Origin of the sequence: Exiguobacterium sp. s157 (assembly GCF_018618205.1) — a bacterium.
GTDB lineage: Bacteria > Bacillota > Bacilli > Exiguobacteriales > Exiguobacteriaceae > Exiguobacterium > Exiguobacterium chiriqhucha.
In genome coordinates this window covers 341,249-361,045 of the sequence record NZ_JACSLQ010000001.1, presented here as the reverse complement: position 1 = coordinate 361,045, position 19,797 = coordinate 341,249, and the positions used below count along the sequence as shown (strand labels likewise).

General features: G+C 51.7%; 18 protein-coding genes. 5 read left to right on the top strand and 13 right to left on the bottom strand.

What is annotated here, in order from left to right:
- Positions 1-28 precede the first annotated feature (28 nt).
- The 3 genes from KNP67_RS01885 to KNP67_RS01875 all read right to left on the bottom strand — a co-directional run bounded on the left by KNP67_RS01885 (position 29) and on the right by KNP67_RS01875 (position 2,063).
- Positions 29-1,282, bottom strand: a complete 1,254-nt coding sequence (locus KNP67_RS01885; protein ID WP_214755767.1) for an inositol monophosphatase family protein — start codon at positions 1,280-1,282, stop codon at positions 29-31.
- 79 nt (positions 1,283-1,361) lie between these two features.
- Positions 1,362-1,550, bottom strand: a complete 189-nt coding sequence (locus KNP67_RS01880; protein WP_015881266.1) for a hypothetical protein — start codon at positions 1,548-1,550, stop codon at positions 1,362-1,364.
- 246 nt (positions 1,551-1,796) lie between these two features.
- Positions 1,797-2,063, bottom strand: a complete 267-nt coding sequence (locus KNP67_RS01875; RefSeq protein ID WP_021067001.1) for a UPF0223 family protein — start codon at positions 2,061-2,063, stop codon at positions 1,797-1,799.
- 171 nt (positions 2,064-2,234) lie between these two features.
- On the opposite strand from KNP67_RS01875, the gene KNP67_RS01870 reads away from it, so the two are divergent.
- Positions 2,235-3,716: an aminotransferase class I/II-fold pyridoxal phosphate-dependent enzyme gene (locus KNP67_RS01870; RefSeq protein ID WP_214752308.1), complete on the top strand. Its 1,482-nt coding sequence runs from the start codon at positions 2,235-2,237 to the stop codon at positions 3,714-3,716.
- Between the two features lie 107 nt (positions 3,717-3,823).
- On the opposite strand, the gene KNP67_RS01865 is transcribed toward KNP67_RS01870, so the two are convergent.
- Positions 3,824-4,147 (bottom strand): DUF3055 domain-containing protein, encoded by a 324-nt coding sequence (locus KNP67_RS01865; protein WP_021066999.1) that lies wholly within the window; start codon positions 4,145-4,147, stop codon positions 3,824-3,826.
- A gap of 75 nt (positions 4,148-4,222) precedes the next feature.
- Here KNP67_RS01865 and aac(6') point away from each other — a divergent pair, with 75 nt between their 5' ends.
- Positions 4,223-4,669, top strand: a complete 447-nt coding sequence (gene aac(6') / locus KNP67_RS01860) for an aminoglycoside 6'-N-acetyltransferase (protein ID WP_214755766.1) — start codon at positions 4,223-4,225, stop codon at positions 4,667-4,669.
- A gap of 17 nt (positions 4,670-4,686) precedes the next feature.
- Here aac(6') and lpdA read toward each other — a convergent pair whose 3' ends face one another.
- The 4 genes from lpdA to pdhA all read right to left on the bottom strand — a co-directional run bounded on the left by lpdA (position 4,687) and on the right by pdhA (position 9,539).
- The gene (gene lpdA, locus KNP67_RS01855; protein ID WP_021066997.1) at positions 4,687-6,099 is read right to left on the bottom strand and encodes a dihydrolipoyl dehydrogenase; all 1,413 of its coding nucleotides are present in this window, start codon (positions 6,097-6,099) and stop codon (positions 4,687-4,689) included.
- A 4-nt stretch (positions 6,100-6,103) separates the two neighbouring features.
- Positions 6,104-7,396, bottom strand: coding sequence for a dihydrolipoamide acetyltransferase family protein (locus KNP67_RS01850; RefSeq protein WP_021066996.1), 1,293 nt, complete (start codon positions 7,394-7,396; stop codon positions 6,104-6,106).
- 76 nt (positions 7,397-7,472) lie between these two features.
- Complete coding sequence (locus KNP67_RS01845) at positions 7,473-8,450, bottom strand: alpha-ketoacid dehydrogenase subunit beta (RefSeq protein ID WP_021066995.1); 978 nt, start codon at positions 8,448-8,450, stop codon at positions 7,473-7,475.
- Between the two features lie 3 nt (positions 8,451-8,453).
- A complete protein-coding gene (pdhA, locus tag KNP67_RS01840) occupies positions 8,454-9,539 on the bottom strand; it encodes a pyruvate dehydrogenase (acetyl-transferring) E1 component subunit alpha (RefSeq protein WP_021066994.1) in 1,086 nt (361 codons plus the stop codon).
- Positions 9,540-9,869: 330 nt separating this feature from the next.
- Between pdhA and def the strand changes: the two genes are divergently transcribed.
- Positions 9,870-10,409 carry a peptide deformylase gene (def, locus tag KNP67_RS01835; RefSeq protein WP_021066993.1) on the top strand — a complete coding sequence of 180 codons (540 nt, stop codon included), beginning with the start codon at positions 9,870-9,872 and terminating at the stop codon, positions 10,407-10,409.
- Between the two features lies 1 nt (position 10,410).
- Positions 10,411-12,036, top strand: a complete 1,626-nt coding sequence (locus KNP67_RS01830) for an alpha/beta hydrolase (protein WP_029595760.1) — start codon at positions 10,411-10,413, stop codon at positions 12,034-12,036.
- Between the two features lie 104 nt (positions 12,037-12,140).
- Here the strand turns inward: KNP67_RS01830 and KNP67_RS01825 are convergent, their stop codons facing one another.
- The gene (locus KNP67_RS01825) at positions 12,141-13,598 is read right to left on the bottom strand and encodes a phospholipase D family protein (protein WP_214755765.1); all 1,458 of its coding nucleotides are present in this window, start codon (positions 13,596-13,598) and stop codon (positions 12,141-12,143) included.
- 65 nt (positions 13,599-13,663) lie between these two features.
- On the bottom strand, positions 13,664-15,331 hold the full coding sequence (gene rnjA / locus KNP67_RS01820; protein WP_021066990.1) for a ribonuclease J1: 1,668 nt from the start codon (positions 15,329-15,331) through the stop codon (positions 13,664-13,666).
- Between the two features lie 219 nt (positions 15,332-15,550).
- On the opposite strand from rnjA, the gene KNP67_RS01815 reads away from it, so the two are divergent.
- A complete protein-coding gene (locus KNP67_RS01815; RefSeq protein ID WP_214719506.1) occupies positions 15,551-16,327 on the top strand; it encodes a Cof-type HAD-IIB family hydrolase in 777 nt (258 codons plus the stop codon).
- 32 nt (positions 16,328-16,359) lie between these two features.
- Here the strand turns inward: KNP67_RS01815 and KNP67_RS01810 are convergent, their stop codons facing one another.
- The 3 genes from KNP67_RS01810 to KNP67_RS01800 form a co-directional block, all read right to left on the bottom strand.
- Positions 16,360-17,022 carry a potassium channel family protein gene (locus tag KNP67_RS01810; RefSeq protein WP_029595762.1) on the bottom strand — a complete coding sequence of 221 codons (663 nt, stop codon included), beginning with the start codon at positions 17,020-17,022 and terminating at the stop codon, positions 16,360-16,362.
- A 107-nt stretch (positions 17,023-17,129) separates the two neighbouring features.
- Positions 17,130-18,161: a cytochrome d ubiquinol oxidase subunit II gene (locus KNP67_RS01805; RefSeq protein WP_021066987.1), complete on the bottom strand. Its 1,032-nt coding sequence runs from the start codon at positions 18,159-18,161 to the stop codon at positions 17,130-17,132.
- Positions 18,162-18,175: 14 nt separating this feature from the next.
- Positions 18,176-19,564 (bottom strand): cytochrome ubiquinol oxidase subunit I, encoded by a 1,389-nt coding sequence (locus KNP67_RS01800; protein WP_214755764.1) that lies wholly within the window; start codon positions 19,562-19,564, stop codon positions 18,176-18,178.
- Between the last annotated feature and the right edge of the window lie 233 nt (positions 19,565-19,797).

Below are 19,797 nucleotides of genomic sequence, written 5' to 3'. Positions count from 1 at the left end.
TATGATTTTGTCCTTTTTGCGCCCACGCTTATAGGTCGCGCTTCAGACAGATGCGGTCACGCAAGGCGAGCCCGTCCTCTTCGATTGGCGGATAACCGTGGTCCGGGAAGTAATCCCGCTCGACTGATTCAAAGCGGAAACCGGCTTGTTGATAGAAGCGCAACTGGACGATGCTCGAGTTGCCCGTACAGACGAGCATTTGCTTCGCCCCGCTGCTCTCGGCCCGACGAATCGCGTCTTGGAGCAGGCGTTGCCCGATCGTCTGGTTCTGCCGTTCCGGTTTGACGGCGATATTGACGAGCTCGATTAACGTCTCGCTGCGTTTGACGAGCATGTACGCCCCGACACGTTCCCCGCCGAGCGTGGCCTCATATGTCGTCCCGGCTTTGTATTGATCGCGGACCATCGTTTCATTCGGGTTGGCCAGGACGAGCAAGTCACGGACGCGGTCGTAAGACCCGTTGATTCCAATTTGCAAGTCCGGCTTCACTTCAGGGGTCGCGCCCTTGGCGATGACGTAATGCTTCACGACGTCTTTGACGAACGTCTCGCTTCCCGCGAGGACGGACGTCTTGCCGTCATAACGGACCGGCTCCCCATAAATCGAGACGACGCGTCCGCCGACTTCTTCGACGAGCAGTTTACCGGCGGCGTAGTCCCACGGCATATTGCGCATCGTGATATAGCCGTCGACCCGTCCCGCTGCGAGCCAGGCGAGCTCGAGCGAGGCGGCTCCGTGCGCCCGCGTGCCGACCGAGTCGCGCACGATCGGTGCGAGCACTTCCGGTGCGATTTGCTGGTTCGGCGTCACCCATGTCGCATTCATACTAAGGAAAGCGTCCCGGACGTGATGCTCTTTGATGGTCGGGAGTTTCCGGCCGTTCAGCGTCGTCCCGACGCCACGGCGTGCGACGAACAGCTCATCCGCCATCACATCGTAAACGAAGCCGTATTCGACGACCCCATCGACCATGATGGCAATCGAGATGGCGAACATCCGCTTTTGATGGATGAAGTTCAATGTGCCGTCAATCGGGTCGACGAACCAGACCGTTCCCGACAAATCATCCGGTTCCGTCGAGATACCCTCTTCCCCGATAATATGATGCTCGGGATACGACTCACGAATCCGGTCGACAATCAACTGTTCGACGGCCCGATCGATTTCCGTGACCAAATCACCTTTCCCCGTCTTGCGTTCGATTCGATAGCTCTCGTCAATCTGTAAGCGGATATACTCCCCTGCCTGTTTAATCAAGTCAATCGCGAACCATTCCAACATGTTTATCACCTCTATTATGTATTGTACCAAACAAAAACCAGTATCCGCATGGAATACTGGTTGAATGGGTGGTTGTGGGTCAGGCTTCGAGACGCAATAGTTCTTGGCGATATTTCTCTAACCGATGCTTGCTAGCCTGGACAGTGGCATCATCTTGTGACGCCATTGCATCGAAGAGCGTTGCCAATTCATAATCAATCTCTAAGCGCAGCACCGGAATCCGTTTTTCTGCGTCTTTTCTTTTGAATGCCTCGATCACTTGTTTCATGAGATGCCACACTCCTTTAGTTGGGCTACAAGTTACGGTTTAGTGAGTTGAATTGAGTATATCAGATGAGATTCAAAAAAGAAAGAGAATTGTCTGACTATTTTGAATTTTTTATCTTAGTGAGTATATTCCCATTTCAACTAAGCCTAAACCTGATTGAACTGTTAATGATATGTACCCTATTTATAAGAGAAATAACAAAAAAAGCACGAGAAAACGGTTCCGTTCTCCCATGCTTTCCAACCATTACAACTTTATAATCTTTGCATTTGATTTTAGGGCCGCTTGGACCGTACGATAGGTAGAGTATCCGGTTTGCTCGTCGTGAACGGCGCTCAGCTGTTTCTCTTCTGACTTCGACGTCACGATCTGTTTGAACGACCGATATGCGTCCAAAAACGACTCGCGGTCGACACCGCCTTCATTGGCCAAGGCGACTTGGTTATAGAACTCGACGACTTCAATCAGTTCATCTGTCGTCCAGTCCGGATTGATCGGATAGTTGATTTGCATATTCTTCACCTCGACAACCATTGTATCAACAAAAAAAACTATTGCAAGTTGGGATAGAAATCACTATAGTTTTTTTGTTGCATTGTTTTTGAATCGAAATGTTCAGATTGCCCAAAGTTTGAAACTAAACCGACAACCTATATACACACTGTTATCAAGGAGGACTTACTATTGAAACTTAAAGGTGCTACACAGCTCGAGACACCGCTCTTTGACACGTTGCTCACGCACGTGGATACGAACCCGATCGCGTTCCATATCCCTGGCCATAAAGGCGGCAAAGGGATGGACCCTCAGTTCCGTGACTTCATCGGCGAGAACGCCTTGAAGATCGATTTGATCAACATCGCGCCGCTCGACGATCTCCATCATCCGAAAGCGTCGATTGCCGAGGCCGAGCGCCTCGCCGCCGAGGCGTTCCGTGCCGACGAGACGTTCTTCTCGGTCCAAGGGACGTCGAGTGCCATCATGGCGATGATCATGGGCGTCGTCGGTCCGAACGAGAAAATCATCGTTCCCCGGAACGTGCATAAATCCGTCATGTCCGCCCTCATCTTGACCGGCGCCCATCCGGTCTTCATCCATCCGGAATATGATGAGACGTACGGGATTGCCCACGGGATCACAGCAAGCGCCGTCGAACGCGCCCTCGAGATGCACCCGGACACGAAAGCGGTCCTCGTCATCAACCCGACCTACTTCGGCATCGCCGGTGACTTAGAGCGCATCGTCGCCGTCGCCCATGCCCAAGACGTACCGGTCCTCGTTGACGAGGCGCACGGTGTCCACTTGCCGTTCCACGACGAGCTCCCGCTCTCGGCGATGCAAGCCGGAGCGGACGTCGCGGCCACGAGCGTGCACAAACTCGGCGGCTCGATGACGGGAAGTTCGATTTTGAACGTCCGCCGTGGTCTCGTCTCGCCGGAACGGATTCATGCGATGCTGTCGATGATCACGACGACGTCGACGTCTTACCTCCTCCTCGCGTCGCTCGACGCGGCCCGTCGTCAATTGGCGACGAAAGGAGAGGCGATGAACGAACGTGCCCTCACGCTCGCCCGCTCGGCTCGTACGGCCATCGACAACATGCCGCACTTAGCGGTATACGGTCACGCCGAACTTCACTCAGAGTCGACGTACGCGCTCGACGAGACGAAAATCCTCGTCTCTGTCCGCGAGCTCGGCATCACCGGCTTTGAAGTCGAGAAGTACTTGCGCGAGACGCATCGAATCGAAGTCGAGATGTCGGATCTGTTGAACGTGCTGTTCATCGTGACGAGCGCCGACGACGAGTCGACGATTCAAGCGTTGATTGACGGCATGCGAGACGTCGTATCCGTGTACGACCAGTCCGGGAACGATTCGCTATCGATCATGCTCCCTGAGATCCCACCGCTCGCGCTCAGCCCGCGTGACGCGTTCTACGAGGAGACGGAAACGATTCCGCTCGAGAACGCCGTCGGACGCATCTCGGCCGAGTTCATCATGGTGTATCCGCCAGGAATCCCAATCATCATCCCGGGTGAGTTGATCACGACATCGACGCTCGACTATATCATGGCGAACATCGAGGCCGGTCTTCCAGTCCAAGGTCTTGAAGACGAGTCGCTTCAAATGATTAAAGTCATCCAACAGACGAAAGCCATCCGTTAAGACGAAAGCGAGCCGGTCCACATGGACCGGCTCGCTTTGTGTCATCAAAAGAAAAGGTGCTTATGATGATCGAATTGCTTCCCCTACGTACCATTATAAGAAAACGCTTACATTTTTTCAAGGGTAGAATTTGGCGATTGTTCTTGTTCTTGCCCACTTTCGTCCAGACAGAGTCGTAAAAACTCGGCGACGTGATCTGTATCACGCAACGCGATCCCGAGCATCGGATACAGTTGTCTCGGTTCTTCGAGCGCATGGATGTCAAGAAGGGCAGACTGCCCGGTCTGCATACAGACGACGAGCACTTTTCCCATGAATTGATGCGTATACACAAAGCCGAAATCATAACGTGACGTCTCGGTCTCGATTCCCGTGAAGCGGACACGGCTCGTCTCAGAGACGGTATATAACAATTCTTCATCGAACGCCATCATCGTTCCCTCCTTTCTCACTTCATTCCTTATTTTCCTTTATACTGAACGTACGAAACATAAGGAGGACGACTTATGAAGATTCGAAAAGCGAACGAACAAGATTGCCTTGAACTGGTAGCTCTCATGCGGCAACTGTGGCCAGACGCGCCCGTCGCCGAACTGACACCTGAGGTCCGGCTCGGCATCCGTTCCGGCAAGATGCACTATTTTATCGCGGAAACGGATGAAGCGGTCGGCTTTTGCCAGCTCAGCTTCCGTCATGACTACGTCCCCGGAACGACCTCTTCCCCGACCGCCTTTTTAGAAAGGATTTATGTCGTCGAAACCGCGCGGCAGCAAGACCTGGCGACACGGCTCGTCGAAGCCGCCTCCGCCTACGCCCGGTCGAAAGGATGCGACGAGCTCGCCTCCGATACGGAAGTCGAGAACGACGGCAGCCAACGGTTCCATGAACGCATCGGCTTCCGAGAAGTCGAACGGACCGTCCATTACGTAAAAAAAAAGCTCTCTCGCGAGTAAGCGAGAGAGCTTTTGACTTATTTAACGACGTGGATTGGCATACCCATTGCGATTTCTGCCGCTTCCATTGCCATCTCACCGAGTGATGGGTGAGCATGGATTGTAAGCGCGATATCTTCTGCAGTCATGCCTGCTTCGATGGCGAGACCAAGTTCGGCAATCATATCTGAAGCGCCAGTTCCCGCGATTTGAGCACCGATCAAGAGACCGTCCTCTTTACGCGTGATGAGCTTCATGAAGCCGTCTGGCTCGTCAAGAGCGAGGGCACGGCCGTTCGCTGCGAATGGGAATTTCGATACTGTGATCTCAAGTCCTTCTTCTTTTGCGAGTGGCTCTGTGTAACCGACTGTTGCAAGTTCAGGATCAGTGAAGACGACCGCTGGGATTGCTGAGTAGTCGAGGTAAGCTGGCTTACCGGCAGCTGCCTCCGCTGCGACTTTCGCTTCGTAAGAAGCTTTGTGCGCGAGCGGTGGTCCTGGTACGATGTCGCCGATTGCGTAGATGTTTTCGTTCGACGTTTTGCACTGGTCGTCGATTTCGATGATGCCGCGGTCGCTGATTTTAACTTCCGCGTTTTCGAGACCGATGTCGCCAGTGTTTGGACGACGGCCGACTGTGACGAGGACGTAGTCCGCTTCAACAGACTGCTCTTCGCCGTTCACTTCAAACTTAACTGTGACGCCGTCTTCTGTTTCCTCGACGCCTTTTGCAAGAGCGTTCGTGTGAATCGTGACGTTGCCTTTTTGTTTGAGTTTCTTTTTGACGATTTGCGTCATTTGTGGCTCGAAGCCAGACAAGATGTCGCTTGCGCCTTCAACGACGACGACTTCTGTATCGAAGTTCGCGTACGCTGTGCCGAGCTCCATACCGATGTAGCCGCCGCCGATGACGACGAGTTTCTTCGGTACTTCAGGAAGAGCCAATGCGCCAGTTGAAGAAAGGACGCGTTTTGACCATTTGAACGATGGAATCTCGATAGGTGTTGAACCAGTCGCGATGATCGCTTTTTTGAACTTGTAAGGAGTCGAGCTATCTTCTGTGATGACACGTACTGTGTCTTCAGATGCGAAGAAAGCTTCACCTTGAACGATTTCAATCTTGTTACCTTTCAAAAGGCCTTTGACGCCACCAGTCAATTTATTGACGACCGACTGTTTCCAGTCTTGGACTTTTGTGAAGTCGACTGACACGTTATCAGACGTGATCCCCATTGAAGAGTGACCTTTAGCGTGCTGGAAGTTGTGACCAGCAGTGATCAATGCTTTCGATGGGATACAACCGACGTTCAAGCAGACGCCACCAAAGTTTCCTTTTTCGACGATCGTGACTTTAAGGCCGAGTTGTGCGCCACGGATGGCTGCGACGTATCCACCAGGACCGGCGCCGATGACAAGCAAATCAGTTTCTTGTGCGAATTCTCCTACTACCATGTTCTTATCCCTCCATCATTAGAAGTGCTGGATCTTGAAGCAAGCGTTTCACCATGTTGAGTGCGTTTTGAGCTGTTGCACCGTCGATGAGGCGGTGGTCAAAGCTGAATGAAAGCGCGAGGACTGGAGCTGCGACGATTTCACCGTCTTTAACGACAGCTTTTTCAGCGATGCGACCGATACCGAGAATTGCAACTTCTGGGTGGTTGATGACAGGTGTGAACCATTGTCCACCAGCTGAACCGATGTTCGTGATTGTGATCGATCCGCCTTTCATGTCGTCCCCAGCAAGTTTGCCTTCACGTGCTTTACCGGCAAGCTCATTGATGTTTGTAGCGAGTGCATAGATTGATTTACGGTCCGCTTCTTTGACGACAGGAACAACGAGACCGTTGTCCGTATCAGCAGCGATACCGATGTTGTAGTAGTTTTTGTAGACGATTTCTTCGTTCACATCGTCGATTGACGCGTTGATCGCTGGGTAAGCTTTCGCTGCAGCAGTCAATGCTTTAACGACGAACGGCAAGTACGTGAGTTTCACGCCTTGGTCAGCAGCCACTTGTTTGAACTCTTTACGGAGTGCGACGAGTTTCGTGACGTCGACTTCGTCCATGAGTGTAACGTGTGGAGCTGTGTGCTTCGAGTTAACCATTGCTTTCGAGATCGCTTTACGGATACCACGGATTTTCTCACGCGTTTCGAGTTCAGGCGTTGCTGACTCGTAAGGTTTGATTTCCGTTTTCGCAGCCGCTGCTGGAGCTACAGATTCTGTTTTCTCTGTTGTAGCTTCTGCTGTTGGTGCTTCTCCGTTTGCGAATGCATCGATGTCTTCTTTCAAGACGCGGCCGTTGTCGCCAGAACCCTGGACTTCACGGATGTCGACGCCTTTTTCACGAGCGTACTTGCGGATTGAAGGCATTGCGATGACGCGCTCCGATTTGTGAAGTTGAACTTCACGCGGGCCGTCTTCTTTCACGTCTTCTTTCACATCTTCAGTCTTCTCTTCAGCTTTAGGCTGTTCAGGAGCTGCTTCTTCTTCACCGGCTGGTGCGTCACCTTCGATATCGAACGTGATGAGGACGTCGCCGACGACCGCAACTGTACCTTCAGAGACTTTGACTTCTTTAACTGTTCCATCAACTGGAGCAGGAATCTCAACGACGGCTTTGTCGTTTTGTACTTCAAGAAGAATGTCATCTTCTTTTACTGTATCCCCTGCTTTTACGAACCACTTGACGATTTCACCTTCGTGAATTCCTTCACCGATGTCTGGTAATTTAAATTCAAATACTGCCACTGGTTTTTCCTCCCATCAATTAATCATGTAAACACAATGAGGGAGACAATTCTCCCTCATCGTTAAATGAACACGATCAGAAGTTGATAACTTCCTTAACTTTTGCAACGACATCTTTATGGTCAGGTAACCATGCGTCTTCACCTTGTGCGAAAGCAAAGACTGTGTCTGGTGCAGTTACACGAAGCACTGGTGCCTCGAGGTGAAGAATTGCGCGTTCTTGAATTTCAGTTACGACGTTAGCCGCAATACCTGCTTGACGTTGTGCTTCTTGAACGACGATTGCACGGCCAGTCTTTTTAACAGACTCGACGATTGTATCGATATCAAGCGGGCTCACTGTCATGAGGTCGATGACTTCGACGTTGATGTTTTCTTTTTCGAGCTCTTCTGCCGCTTTGAGTGACGTGTGGACCATTGCACCGTAAGTGATGATCGAAACGTCAGTTCCTTCGCGTTTCACGTCTGCTTTTCCAAGCTCGATCGTGTATTCGCCTTCTGGAACTTCGCCACGGAATGAACGGTAAAGTTTCATGTGCTCGAGGAATACGACTGGGTCGTTGTCACGGATTGCTGAGATCAAAAGACCTTTTGCATCGTATGGCGTTGACGGGATGACGACTTTAAGACCAGGTGTCTGAGCCATCAAGCCTTCAAGGCTATCCGCGTGAAGTTCTGGTGTTTTAACACCGCCACCGAATGGTGAACGGATTGTGATTGGCTGGCTGTAAGCGCCGCCTGAACGGTAACGCATACGCGCCATTTGAGCTGCGATCGAGTCGAACACTTCGAATACGAATCCGAAGAATTGAACTTCCATGATCGGACGGAAGCCTGTAAGACCGAGACCGATGGCAAGACCACCGATACCAGACTCAGCAAGCGGCGTGTCGAAGACACGGTCTTCGCCGAGCTCGTCTTGGAGACCTTCCGTTGCACGGAAAACCCCACCGTTTTTACCAACGTCTTCTCCGAAAAGAAGTACTTTCTCGTCGCGCTTCATTTCAACGCGCATCGCATCAGTAATCGCTTGGATCATTGTCATTTGAGCCATAACTTACTTCGACTCCTTTGCTGTATATTCTTCAAGCTGCTCTTTCAAGTTTGAAGGAAGTGTTTCGAACATGTTGTTGATGAAGTCCGAAACTTTTTGTTTTGGTTCTTTGTCAGCGAGACTGATCGCTTCTTTCACGTCTGCTTTCGCTTGTTCGATGACTTCGTTCTCCATGTCTTCGCTCCAAAGCTTCTTGCCTTCGAGGAAGAGGCGGAAACGAACGAGTGGATCTTTCTCTTGGTACTCTGTATCGAGTTCTTTTGTACGGTAACGCGTTGGGTCATCCCCTGCGAGCGTATGTGGTCCGTAACGGTATGTGAGTGCTTCGATGAGCGTCGGAGTTCCGTCAAGTGCGTCTTTACGCGCTTGTTGTGTTGCGGCGAGGACAGCAAGAACGTCCATTCCGTCAACTTGGATTCCGTTGATTCCCGCTGCGACAGCTTTTTGCGCGATCGTTTTAGCTGCAGTTTGCTTCTCAACAGGTGTCGAGATGGCAAAGCGGTTGTTTTGAACGACGAAGATGGCTGGTGATTTGAATGCACCTGCGAAGTTCAATCCTTCGTAGAAGTCACCTTGTGATGAACCACCGTCACCCGTGTAAGTAATGGCGACGTTTGTGTTGCCGTTGCGTTTGAGGCCCATTGCCACACCCGCAGTTTGAATGATTTGTGCCCCGATGATGATTTGCGGCATCAAGACGTTAACGTCTTCAGGAATACGGTTACCTGCGACGTGACCACGTGAGAACAAGAACGCTTGATAAAGCGGAAGTCCGTGGAATACGAGTTGCGGGATATCACGGTAGCCTGGAAGAATCCAGTCTTGTTTGTCGAGCGCATATTGCGTCCCGATCATCGTTGCTTCTTGACCAGCCACTGGCGCGTAGAAACCTAGGCGTCCTTGACGGTTGAGCGAGATGGCACGTTGGTCCCAGATTCGTGTATAGACCATGCGGCGCATAAGCTCCTGAAGTTGCTCGTCCGTTACATCTGGCATTGCGTCTTGGTTGACGACCTCGCCCTTCTCGTCGAGAATACGGAACGTTTGGAAGTTTTCTTCCACGTTTTGAAGTACCTGAACGTTGTTCATTCGTTTCACCTCATCCTTTCAACTATGAGACAATTGTCTTTTTTGTGATCAAACACTACCTCAAATCTTAAGTGTATCTGTCCAAAAAAGCAATCTGTATTAACGTGATTCAGGAAAGTTACACTTATCCTGCCGTTTCCTAGTCAGTATAAAACGGGTTGTTATAATAACGCAAAAAATATGCTCACTCTATAAAAACGCTTACATCAACACATCTTTTCCCTTATTTCGCCTCTGTATCATTTTCATTTCACCTTCTGTACCATCTAAGCGAAATGACTAATAAATATGATATAATTGGTCATATCGCAATGGGAAAGGAAGTTTTGCATGTTAACGATGAAAGATGTGATTCGTGAAGGAGACGAGCGGCTCCGCGCCCGCTCAATCGAAGTGCCGGTCCCACCGACGGCAGAAGACCTCGCGCTACTCGACGAGATGGAGACGTTCCTCGTCAACAGCCAAGATCCAGAGATGAGCGCGAAGTATGAACTTCGGGGCGGTGTCGGCATCGCCGCACCACAACTCGGCGTCAATCGCCGTTTCTTCACGGTCTTGCTCCATGAAGAAGAAGAGACGTTCAAACTATCCATCTTCAATCCGAAGATTACGAGTCACTCGGTCGAACAGACGTATTTGAATGGCGGTGAAGGCTGTCTCTCTGTCGACCGTGTCGTCAAAGGCAACGTCCCCCGCTATCGTCGCATCACAATCGAAGGGTTCGACCGTGACGGCGCCCCGATTAAATTGCGGCTCCGCGGTATGCGCGCCATCGTCTGTCAACATGAGCTCGACCATTTAGATGGGGTGCTCTTCTACGACCGCATCAACACGACTAACCCGTTAGAGACCTACGGTGAGCCGATTTGAGGTGACGAGCTTGAAGAAAAAGGCACTGTTGTTAGTATTCCCATTTCTGTTTCTTTTAATCGGGGGATGTGTCCGAATCGAATATGATGCGACCGTCCACTACGACCAATCGGTCACGTTAGAGACGACGTATGCTTTCCGCGACCATCCGGTCATGAAGCTGCTCAATTTGCGGCTCGATTGGGATACATGGAAACAACAGGCGAATGAGAACGGGTATGCGACACGTGACTACTCGAGTCAAGACGACTATGAAGGCATGGTGCTCAAGAAGACGTTCGACAACGTCGATGACCTCCAAAACATTAAAGAGGAGTGGAAGACCGGCCCGGCCGGTATCCTCGTCCCACCTGATATGAAGTTTGATGTCGACAAAGAAGATGGGATTTGGTTTGACTCATACGTCATGAACACGAACCTCGACCTGCGGCTCGACCGCGTCGATTTGCCAGGTCTGAATTTAAGCGGCTCCCCGAAACAACTGGCCGAACGTTACGTTCGTCAAGCCGATATCCGGTTCAATCTGACCGTGCCGACCGGGGTGTTCGTCGAAGACGGTACTGGACTCGATGTACGGTCGATGAAACATGTCGAGTGGCAAGTTTACGGTGGCCGTCAAAATAATATGACGCTCGTCGCCCACGTGCCGAACGTCAAGGCGTGGATTATCACAGGCGTCATCATCGTCGTCCTTGGCCTGGTCGCTTTCTTTGTTTGGCGGAAATATCGTCAAAACGTCGGCGATCCGGACAAGACGTCGATTCGTTCTCGCATCTTCGGCGGCTTCATCCTCGTCTTGACCCTCGCGTTGATGATCGTGACGATTCGAGACGAGTTGACGACGGAACGGAAATCTGAGGCGATTCGCCAGGCGGCGCAGACGGACGAGTTCATCCCGACGTTCGCCGTTCACGGCTTGCTCGGGACCGACCGCACATTCCTCCGCTTCTCGCAGTATATGGAACAGCGTGGGCTGGCGAAAGATGGTGCGCTCTGTACCGTGACGGTGAAAGGCGCGGCCGATTGCGTCATCAATGACTACAGCTCGAACCGACCGATTGTCCGGATTGAATATGAGGATGCCGAGGCATCGCTCAACAACCAGACGAAGTGGTTGAATGCGGCGATCGAACGCTATAAACAGGAACGAAACCGTTCGTTCGACCGGATGTATTTGATCGGTCACAGCATGGGCGGTGTGGCGGCAGCGAACTATATCTTGAATCAAGACGAATACATCGTCGATAAGTTCGTGACGTATGATAGTCCGTTCGCCGGAACACGACTTGCCAACTTCGGTCTGTCCGCCAGTAATTTCGGGATCAATACCGGCAGTCCTGCCATCCGGGATTTGTCCCCGAGTTCTGACGGGTTGCAGGCGTTCCAAGAAAAACTTGAGACGTGGCCACGCTCCGTCCAAGTGTTCTCCTTCTCGGGACGCGGTGGCGAGTTCAACTTGATTGAGCCAGCGAGTTCGCTCTTGCTCGAAGAATATACGAACAACATCGAGACGGAAACCGTCCCATACGATCACTTCTCGCTCCACCGGAAGACAGACGTCCTCCGCGACACGGGCCGGTTCCTTTACGAGTTCACGAACGAATTCAATCCAGTCGAAACGAAATGATGAAAACCCGCCTTCACATATTATGAGGGCGGGTTTTGTTCGTCGTCATGTCGATGGTAGCCCGTCCACAACAAAGCCCACCTTCACAGGAAGGCGGGCTTGTGTCAGTAGGTCATCGTCCAAGTGAGTTTCTGGATCCAATAAATCACATACTTTCCGATTGGCAAATCGGTCTGAATCTCATCATAGGCGAGCGTATACGTTCCTTGCTCGTTGTTCCAGAGACGCTTGAAGTACCCGTCGACCTCGCGGATGAACGCTGTCTCCTCGGTCGTGACGACTTCGACATCCGCCTCCAAGTTGTAATCGTTCATGTTGCGGGTCGTATAGTTGCCCGACCCGATGACGACGACTCGACGGTCCCCTTCCACGTACAGCATCTTCGGGTGGTACTGCTCTTCGCCGACTTCGTACCACCGAATCTCGATTTGCTCCGGGTTCACCGTGTTCAATTCCGCGGCGACCGGCAAGTTCGGCAATCCTGACTTGTCGCGCCCGAACGCGTTCGTATTCGGGTCAAGAATCAGTTTGACGAAGACGCCGCGCTCGGCGGCCTCATGAATGGCTTGAATGATGTTTCGGTCGGCCAAGTAGAACATGCCGATCCAAATCGTCTCACCTGATTCCGCTTCTTCCATCGCCTTGATGACGGCGTCCTGAATCTTGGATTCCGTGACGTAGCGGATTTGCATCGGGCCTTCCGACGGCTCGTCGCGCAGATTCGCGAGTTTCTCCTCGCTCGGGAAACGTTCGGCATCCCCTTTCGAGAACGTCGCGATCGCTTCCTCCCCTTCGAGGATGTCCGCTAAAATCGGGCCATCGAGCCGCACCCCGACGTTTGAATGATACCCGCTCGCATCATGCGGGTTGGCCGATAAGACGAAGCCGTCATTCTCGGTCACCATCACTTTGCGGTGGTTCGCTTTCACGTTCAACAGCCGTAAATACGACCGGATCGTGATGTCCGGTGCCGATTTGGCCATCGGGTTCGGCAACCAGCCGTTCTGGCTGTCCCCGAACCATTGGAACCCGATCCGATACAGCGTCGAGTATAAGATGTTCGGGTCGCGGAGCGCATCGAGGTTCGTGTAGACGATTTCCGCGCCCGCTTCCTTCAAGACGTCGAGATGATCGGACGCGTGTCCGTTATAGGTCGTATTGATTTCATCCGTGATTAAGACGACGTTCATGTCCGGATAGGCTTCCATCTGTTCGAGCAAAGCCGATGACAGTTTGGCCGTGATGTCCGGATATTGCCGGTCTTCATTCGAATATGGGTTGAATAAGAAAAAGTCCATGACGATATATTCCCGCGCCTCGCGGATTGACCGCTCGACGTCTTGAAAAATCTCTTGCTCGTTCACTTCCGTGTCTTCCCCTTGATACGTCAAATCAAATAAAAAATCGATTTGGTCATCCGAAATCGCGACCGGTTCCGACGCACGCGACACGCCGTCCGGCAACGGTTTGACTTGATGGTATACCATCGTGATGAGGAAGAGTAAGGCGAATGCGGCCAGGCCCCCTTTCAACCAACCGTTCTTCCGTTTCTTGCGTTCCATCAGACACCATCTCCTTTATAATCGGGCTCTAAAAAACGGGCTGTAGTCCCCTACAGCCCGCTCGTTCATACTTCCATGATGATCGGAAGAACCATTGGGTGTCTTCGTGTTTTTTGTGCCAAGTATGGCGTGAGTGTATCCGAGACGAGTTGTTTCAACTCCGACCACTTCATCTGTTTGTTCGACAACCCTTGCTCGACCGTCTTCTTGAGCAAGCGCTCGCCGTCACGAATCAAGCTGCCCGATTCGCGCATATAGACGAAGCCGCGTGAAATGATATCCGGACCTGAGACGAGTTTACGCGTCTTGCCGTCGATGCTGATGACGACGACGACGAGTCCGTCCTCTGAAAGGATGCGGCGATCGCGCAAGACGATATTGCCGATGTCCCCGATGCCGTTCCCGTCGACGTACACGGCGTTGGCCGAGATTTTCCCGGTGATGGCGGCCGAGTCGGCGTCGACGGCGAGCACTTCACCGTTATCCATGATGAAGCTGTTCTCTTTCGGGATGCCGACCGATTCGGCGAGTTCGGCGTGTTTCACCAACATGCGATACTCCCCGTGAATCGGCATGAAGAATTTCGGGTTGAGCAAGCGGATCATGAGCAATTGCTCTTGTTGCGACCCGTGACCCGACGTGTGGATGTTCGTCAATTTTCCGTAAACAACGTCCGCGCCGGCTTTATACAATTGGTCGATCGTTTTCCCGACCGAGATGGCGTTACCCGGAATCGGAGATGACGAGAAGATGACCGTGTCGCCAGGAATGATCGATACTTGACGGTGTGTTCCGTTGGCGATGCGGCTGAGTGCAGCCATCGGCTCACCTTGCGAACCGGTACAAAGAATCGCCACTTCATGCGGCTCGTAGTTCCGTAACTGATTCGCTTCGACGATCATGCCTTTCGGGACGTTGATGAAGCCGAGCTCTTGCCCGATCGTCATGACCTTGTCCATCGAACGGCCGAAGATGGCCAAATGACGGCCCGTCTCGGCACAAGCGTCGACGACTTGTTGCAGGCGGTAGATGTTCGAGGCGAACGTCGCGAAGATGACGCGCCCTTCGGCTTTCCGGAACGTCTCACTGATCGTGCCGCCGACAACTTTTTCACTCATCGTGAAGCCTTCGACTTCTGCGTTCGTCGAATCGGACAAGAGGCAAAGCACGCCTTCTTTCCCGATGTCTGCCATCTTGGCGATATCAGCCGGTTCGCCGACCGGTGTGAAGTCGAACTTAAAGTCGCCGGTATGGACGATATTCCCTTGTGGCGTCTTCACGACGACACCGAGCGAGTTCGGAATCGAGTGGGTCGTGCGGAAGAACGAGATGCTCGTCTTTCTGAACTTGACGATGGCGTCCTCGTCAATCTCATGCAGTTCCGCCTCGCGGAGCAATCCGTGCTCTTCGAGTTTCACTTTAATCAAGCCGAGCGCGAGTTTCGTCGCGTAAATCGGAAGCTTCACTTGTTTCAAGAGAAACGGGATGCCGCCGATGTGGTCTTCGTGACCGTGGGTGATAAATACCCCTTTGACTTTATCTTTGTTTTTAATCAAGTACGAGTAATCAGGGATCACGTAGTCGATTCCAAGCAAGTCATCCTCCGGGAACATGACGCCCGCATCGATGACGATGATTTCATCTTGGAATTGAACAACGTACGTGTTCTTCCCGATTTCTCCGAGTCCGCCTAGTGCGAACACAGCTGTTTGGTGGTTCTTTACAAACTTCATTTAATCTCTCCTTACTACAAGTAGTTGATGTTCATCTATGTGAAACATAAGTGATTCTCGCAATATAATTACGTTCCGTAAGATTCTTTCTTCATTATAGCTCATATTGTGACAATATTTCACTATTGACGTAAGATTGAGGGCGGTTTCTCGATTTCGTGTTATGCTTTTTAGTATACAACTGACTTAATCAAGACAGAGAAAGCATGGTGAAGAAAAATGGAAGATAAGAAAGTAGTCTTTTTTGACATCGATGGCACGTTGCTCCATGAAGGGTCGTACATTCCCCCTTCGACGATCGCGGCCATTCAGCAGCTACGCCACAACGGCGTCGAGACGTTCATCGCGACAGGGCGTGGCCCGGCGATGCTGTCTGATATCCCAGAACAGCTCGGCATCGACAGCTTTGTCTGCTACAACGGACAAATCGTCGTCCACCAAGGCGAGGTCGTCTATCGGAACACGTTGCCGACCGACGCGCTCCGTCGCTTGACCGAACATGCCGGCTCAAACGACCATACGCTCGTCTATCTCGGACAACACCGTGGCGGTGCCACGAAAGCGAACGACCATGTCGTCGAGCAGTCACTCGGAGAACTTGATATGCCGATTCCGACATATGATCCGAATTTCCATATCGAACAGGCCGTCTATCAGACGCTCCTGTATTGCACGCCTGAAGAAGAACATCACTATTTGGATGCGTACGGCGAGTTTGATTTCATCCGCTGGCATCCGCACGCCATGGACGTCATCAATCGTGGCGCCAGTAAAGCCGACGGTATCCGTCACTTCATCGAGACGAACGGCTATCGGCTCGAGAACACGTACGCGTTCGGCGACGCTTTGAACGATTTGGCGATGCTTCAATACGTCGGAACGGGCATCGCAATGGGCAATGCCCGGGTCGAAGCGAAAGAAGTCGCCGACTTCGTGACGAAATCGATTCTCGAAGATGGAATCGAGTACGGCTTAAAATCAATGAAACTCATTTAATGAAAAACGAGAGGCGCGCGCCTCTCGTTTTTTTATCTGGACCGAAGTGTGCGTTCGAGTCGATCCAAGTCCGTATCTTTCCCGATGATGATCAAGATGTCCTCTGGCAAAATCATCTCGTCGGCTTGCGGTGAGATGATGACGTCATCATTGCGGCGGACCGCGACGATGTTGACGCCGTATTTGGCGCGAAGGTCCAAATCGATGAGCGACTTGTTCGACAGTTTGTCCGACGCCTTGATTTCAACGATCGAGTGCTCGTTCGAGAGCTCGAGGTAGTCAAGGATGCTTTGGCTCATCAATCCGTTCGCAATCCGGATGCCCATGTCGCGCTCTGGGTGGACGATGTTATCGGCCCCGATGCGGCGCAGCACTTTCTCGTGATAATCATTCGTCGCCTTGACCGTGATGATTTGAACACCGAGCTCTTTTAAAATGAGTGTCGTCAAAATCGAGGCTTGAATGTTTTCACCGATGGCCACGATCACGTGTTCAAAGTTGCGAATGCCGAGACTTTTCAATACGTTCTCGTCGGTCGTGTCCGCGATGACCGCATGTGTCGCCAATCCCATAAACTCGTTGACGCGTTCTTCATCCGCGTCAATCGCCAACACGTCATAACCGTTCGCCGATAGTTCCCGAACGATCGAGCCGCCAAACCGTCCTAATCCGATGACTGCAAATTCACCTGTCATAATTTCATACATCCCTTTCCTACGCTGTTTCTGTTCCCGATTCTTCGTACAGTGTAACCGATTCCCCTCAAAAAAACTATATAAAAAAAGACCGGAATATCCGGTCTTTACGCTTTACCACTCGAACGCTTTCCGCGTACATAGTCATTGTCGAACAAGAACAGGCGTAGCAAGAGATACAGCGCCGGTACGAGCAAGAGCAATCCGAGGATGAAGACGACGACGAGGGCGATGGCCATCGACTCGTTGACGACGCTTCCGTTGATGTCGATGTACGGATAAAGAATGTACGGCAAGTGCGTATATCCGTATCCGAACCAGGCCATAAAGAACTGACCCATGACCATCAAGAACGCGATGCCGTAGTTTCGCTTCATGTAGACGAGTGCAACGGCTACAGCGAAGAAGATGAAACTTGCAGCGAACCACCACCAGTTGCCCGCTAAGATGCTCTCATAATGCCAAGCTGCCTGCGACTTCAACCCGAAGAAGACGAGGCCCGACGCGACAATCGTCGGAACGCTCCAGAACAAGGCCCATTTTCGAACGAGTGGGACCGCCTGAGCGTCACGCGCCTTATCGGCATAGAACAAGAGGAACATGGCACTGATATAGAGCACCGACACGATTGCCAAGGTGACGACGGTCCAAGAGTAGAAGTTGGTGAACAACTTCATGCCGTCAAAGAAGACGCCCGACTCGGTCTCATTGATAAATCCACCTTGGCTGACGGTAAGAACGGTAGACATCGAGGCCGGGATTAACAGCCCAGTCGCCCCATATAAGAACATATAGAACGTGCTCTCTTTTGATCCATAGTTGGCAAACGCGTAGAAACTACCGCGAATCGCCAACAGAATCAACACGACCGAGGCCGGTACGAGAAGCGCCGTCCCGTAATAGTAAGCCGTATCTGGGAAAAAACCGACGATCCCGACGAAGAAGAAGACGAAGAACACGTTCGTCACTTCCCACGTCGGCGATAAATACCGTGCAATCAGACGGTTGATCTTTTGGTCCCGCTTCGTGTACTTACTATAGAAAGCGAAGAAGCCGGCACCGAAATCAATCGATGCGACGATGAGGTAGCCGTACAAAAACGTCCATAGTACGGCAATCCCTAATTCTTGAATCTGCATGTCATACCCTCCGATCACACTTCATCCGCGAACATCGCTTCACCGCGAAGCTCCGATTGTTTTAGTTCTTTCCCTACTGGGTTGTCTTTGAACAGACGAGTCAAGACGAGTACCGTGACCACGCCAAGAACTGCATACAGGATCGCAAAGGCGATAAGCATCCATCCTACGTTTGCCGATGTCGTCGCCGCTTCACTCGTGCGCATCAAATCATAGAGCGCCCAAGGCTGGCGACCGAACTCTGCGAAGAACCAACCGAACTCGATGGCCATCATCGCGAGCGGACCGCCTGCGGCGATGGCGATGAGCATCGGTTTACTGAATTGAGGCAGTCGCTTGATATACCGTCCGAGCACGAACAAGAACGAAATCAATGCCAGCAACATCCCAATCCCGACCATCGCATCAAACAGGTAGTGGATGAATAGTGGAGGTTGATCTTCTTTCGCAAATTCATCAAGACCGGTCACCTCGTAGTTCGGCACACCGCCCGCTAGGATTGACAAGGCGTACGGAATCTTCAAGGCGCCACGTACTTCGTAACCGCCGTCTCCGTCTTCCTCGAGCCATCCGCCTAGAATCAGCTCGGCCTCCGAGGAGGTTTCAAAATGCCACTCCGCAGCCGCCAATTTGTCCGGCTGGTACTTCGCCAAGTATTTACCTGAGAAGTCTCCGACGAGTGCAGTCGCAATCGCGAAGATGAGCGCGACGGTCATCGTCAAGCGAAGACCTTTTTTATGATACTCGATTGATAACTTGTCGAGTTGGTTCCGTCGCTGACGGAGCAACTGGACAGCGGCGATAGCAGCTAAAATGAACGCCGATGTCAGAATGGCCGACGTCAAGACGTGCGCCATTTTGGTCGGCATCGCCGGGCTGAACATCGCCTCGATTGGACTCACGTTGGCGAGTCGACCGTCGACGATATCAAATCCGACCGGCTGGTTCATGAAGCTGTTGACGGTCGTAATGAAGAACCCTGAGAACAAGGCACCGACCGCGACTGGAATCCCGACTAGCATATGGTGCCACGGGTTTTTAAATCGATCCCACGTGTACAAATAAATCCCGAGGAAGATCGCTTCAAAGAAGAAGGCGAACGTTTCCATGAACAGTGGAAGTGCGATCGTTTGACCGGCGACCCGCATGAGGTTCGGCCAAAGTAAAGACAGCTGGAGCCCGATTGCCGTACCTGTCACGACACCGACCGCTACTGTGACGACATATCCCCGTGACCACCGACGGGCCATCAAGGTGTATTTCGGATCTTTCTTTTTAATACCTAGAAACTCTGCCAATAAAATGAGTAATGGAACCCCGACGCCGATTGTGGCAAATATCACGTGGAAACCCAACGTGAGTGCCGTTAACGCCCGGCTCATCAGGACAGGATCTTGAAACATCTATTGATTACCTCCTATCTCTCTCTAGCGCTTTAAACCAATGTCTATCGCGCAACATCACAGATGATTTCCCTTGGATACCCTTATCATAATGATTTTATATAGCGCTGTAATGTTTCAATGCTTGAGTTCGCAAAATGTTCACATTTGAGCATGCTTAACAATATCGACGCTTTACAACTCTTACTTTTTTCCCAAATCTTTAACGGTTCACGCACAATTCTACACATTTC

Excerpts from the sequence above, each read along its gene's own strand:
- KNP67_RS01885 (WP_214755767.1), bottom strand. The coding sequence starts at position 1,282 with ATGTTGGAATGGTTCGCGATTGACTTGATTAAACAGGCAGGGGAGTAT.
- KNP67_RS01880 (WP_015881266.1), bottom strand. The coding sequence starts at position 1,550 with ATGAAACAAGTGATCGAGGCATTCAAAAGAAAAGACGCAGAAAAACGG.
- KNP67_RS01875 (WP_021067001.1), bottom strand. The coding sequence starts at position 2,063 with ATGCAAATCAACTATCCGATCAATCCGGACTGGACGACAGATGAACTG.
- KNP67_RS01865 (WP_021066999.1), bottom strand. The coding sequence starts at position 4,147 with ATGGCGTTCGATGAAGAATTGTTATATACCGTCTCTGAGACGAGCCGT.
- lpdA (WP_021066997.1), bottom strand. The coding sequence starts at position 6,099 with ATGGTAGTAGGAGAATTCGCACAAGAAACTGATTTGCTTGTCATCGGC.
- KNP67_RS01845 (WP_021066995.1), bottom strand. The coding sequence starts at position 8,450 with ATGGCTCAAATGACAATGATCCAAGCGATTACTGATGCGATGCGCGTT.
- pdhA (WP_021066994.1), bottom strand. The coding sequence starts at position 9,539 with ATGAACAACGTTCAGGTACTTCAAAACGTGGAAGAAAACTTCCAAACG.
- def (WP_021066993.1), top strand. The coding sequence starts at position 9,870 with ATGTTAACGATGAAAGATGTGATTCGTGAAGGAGACGAGCGGCTCCGC.
- KNP67_RS01825 (WP_214755765.1), bottom strand. The coding sequence starts at position 13,598 with ATGGAACGCAAGAAACGGAAGAACGGTTGGTTGAAAGGGGGCCTGGCC.
- rnjA (WP_021066990.1), bottom strand. The coding sequence starts at position 15,331 with ATGAAGTTTGTAAAGAACCACCAAACAGCTGTGTTCGCACTAGGCGGA.
- KNP67_RS01815 (WP_214719506.1), top strand. The coding sequence starts at position 15,551 with ATGGAAGATAAGAAAGTAGTCTTTTTTGACATCGATGGCACGTTGCTC.
- KNP67_RS01810 (WP_029595762.1), bottom strand. The coding sequence starts at position 17,022 with ATGACAGGTGAATTTGCAGTCATCGGATTAGGACGGTTTGGCGGCTCG.
- KNP67_RS01805 (WP_021066987.1), bottom strand. The coding sequence starts at position 18,161 with ATGCAGATTCAAGAATTAGGGATTGCCGTACTATGGACGTTTTTGTAC.
- KNP67_RS01800 (WP_214755764.1), bottom strand. The coding sequence starts at position 19,564 with ATGTTTCAAGATCCTGTCCTGATGAGCCGGGCGTTAACGGCACTCACG.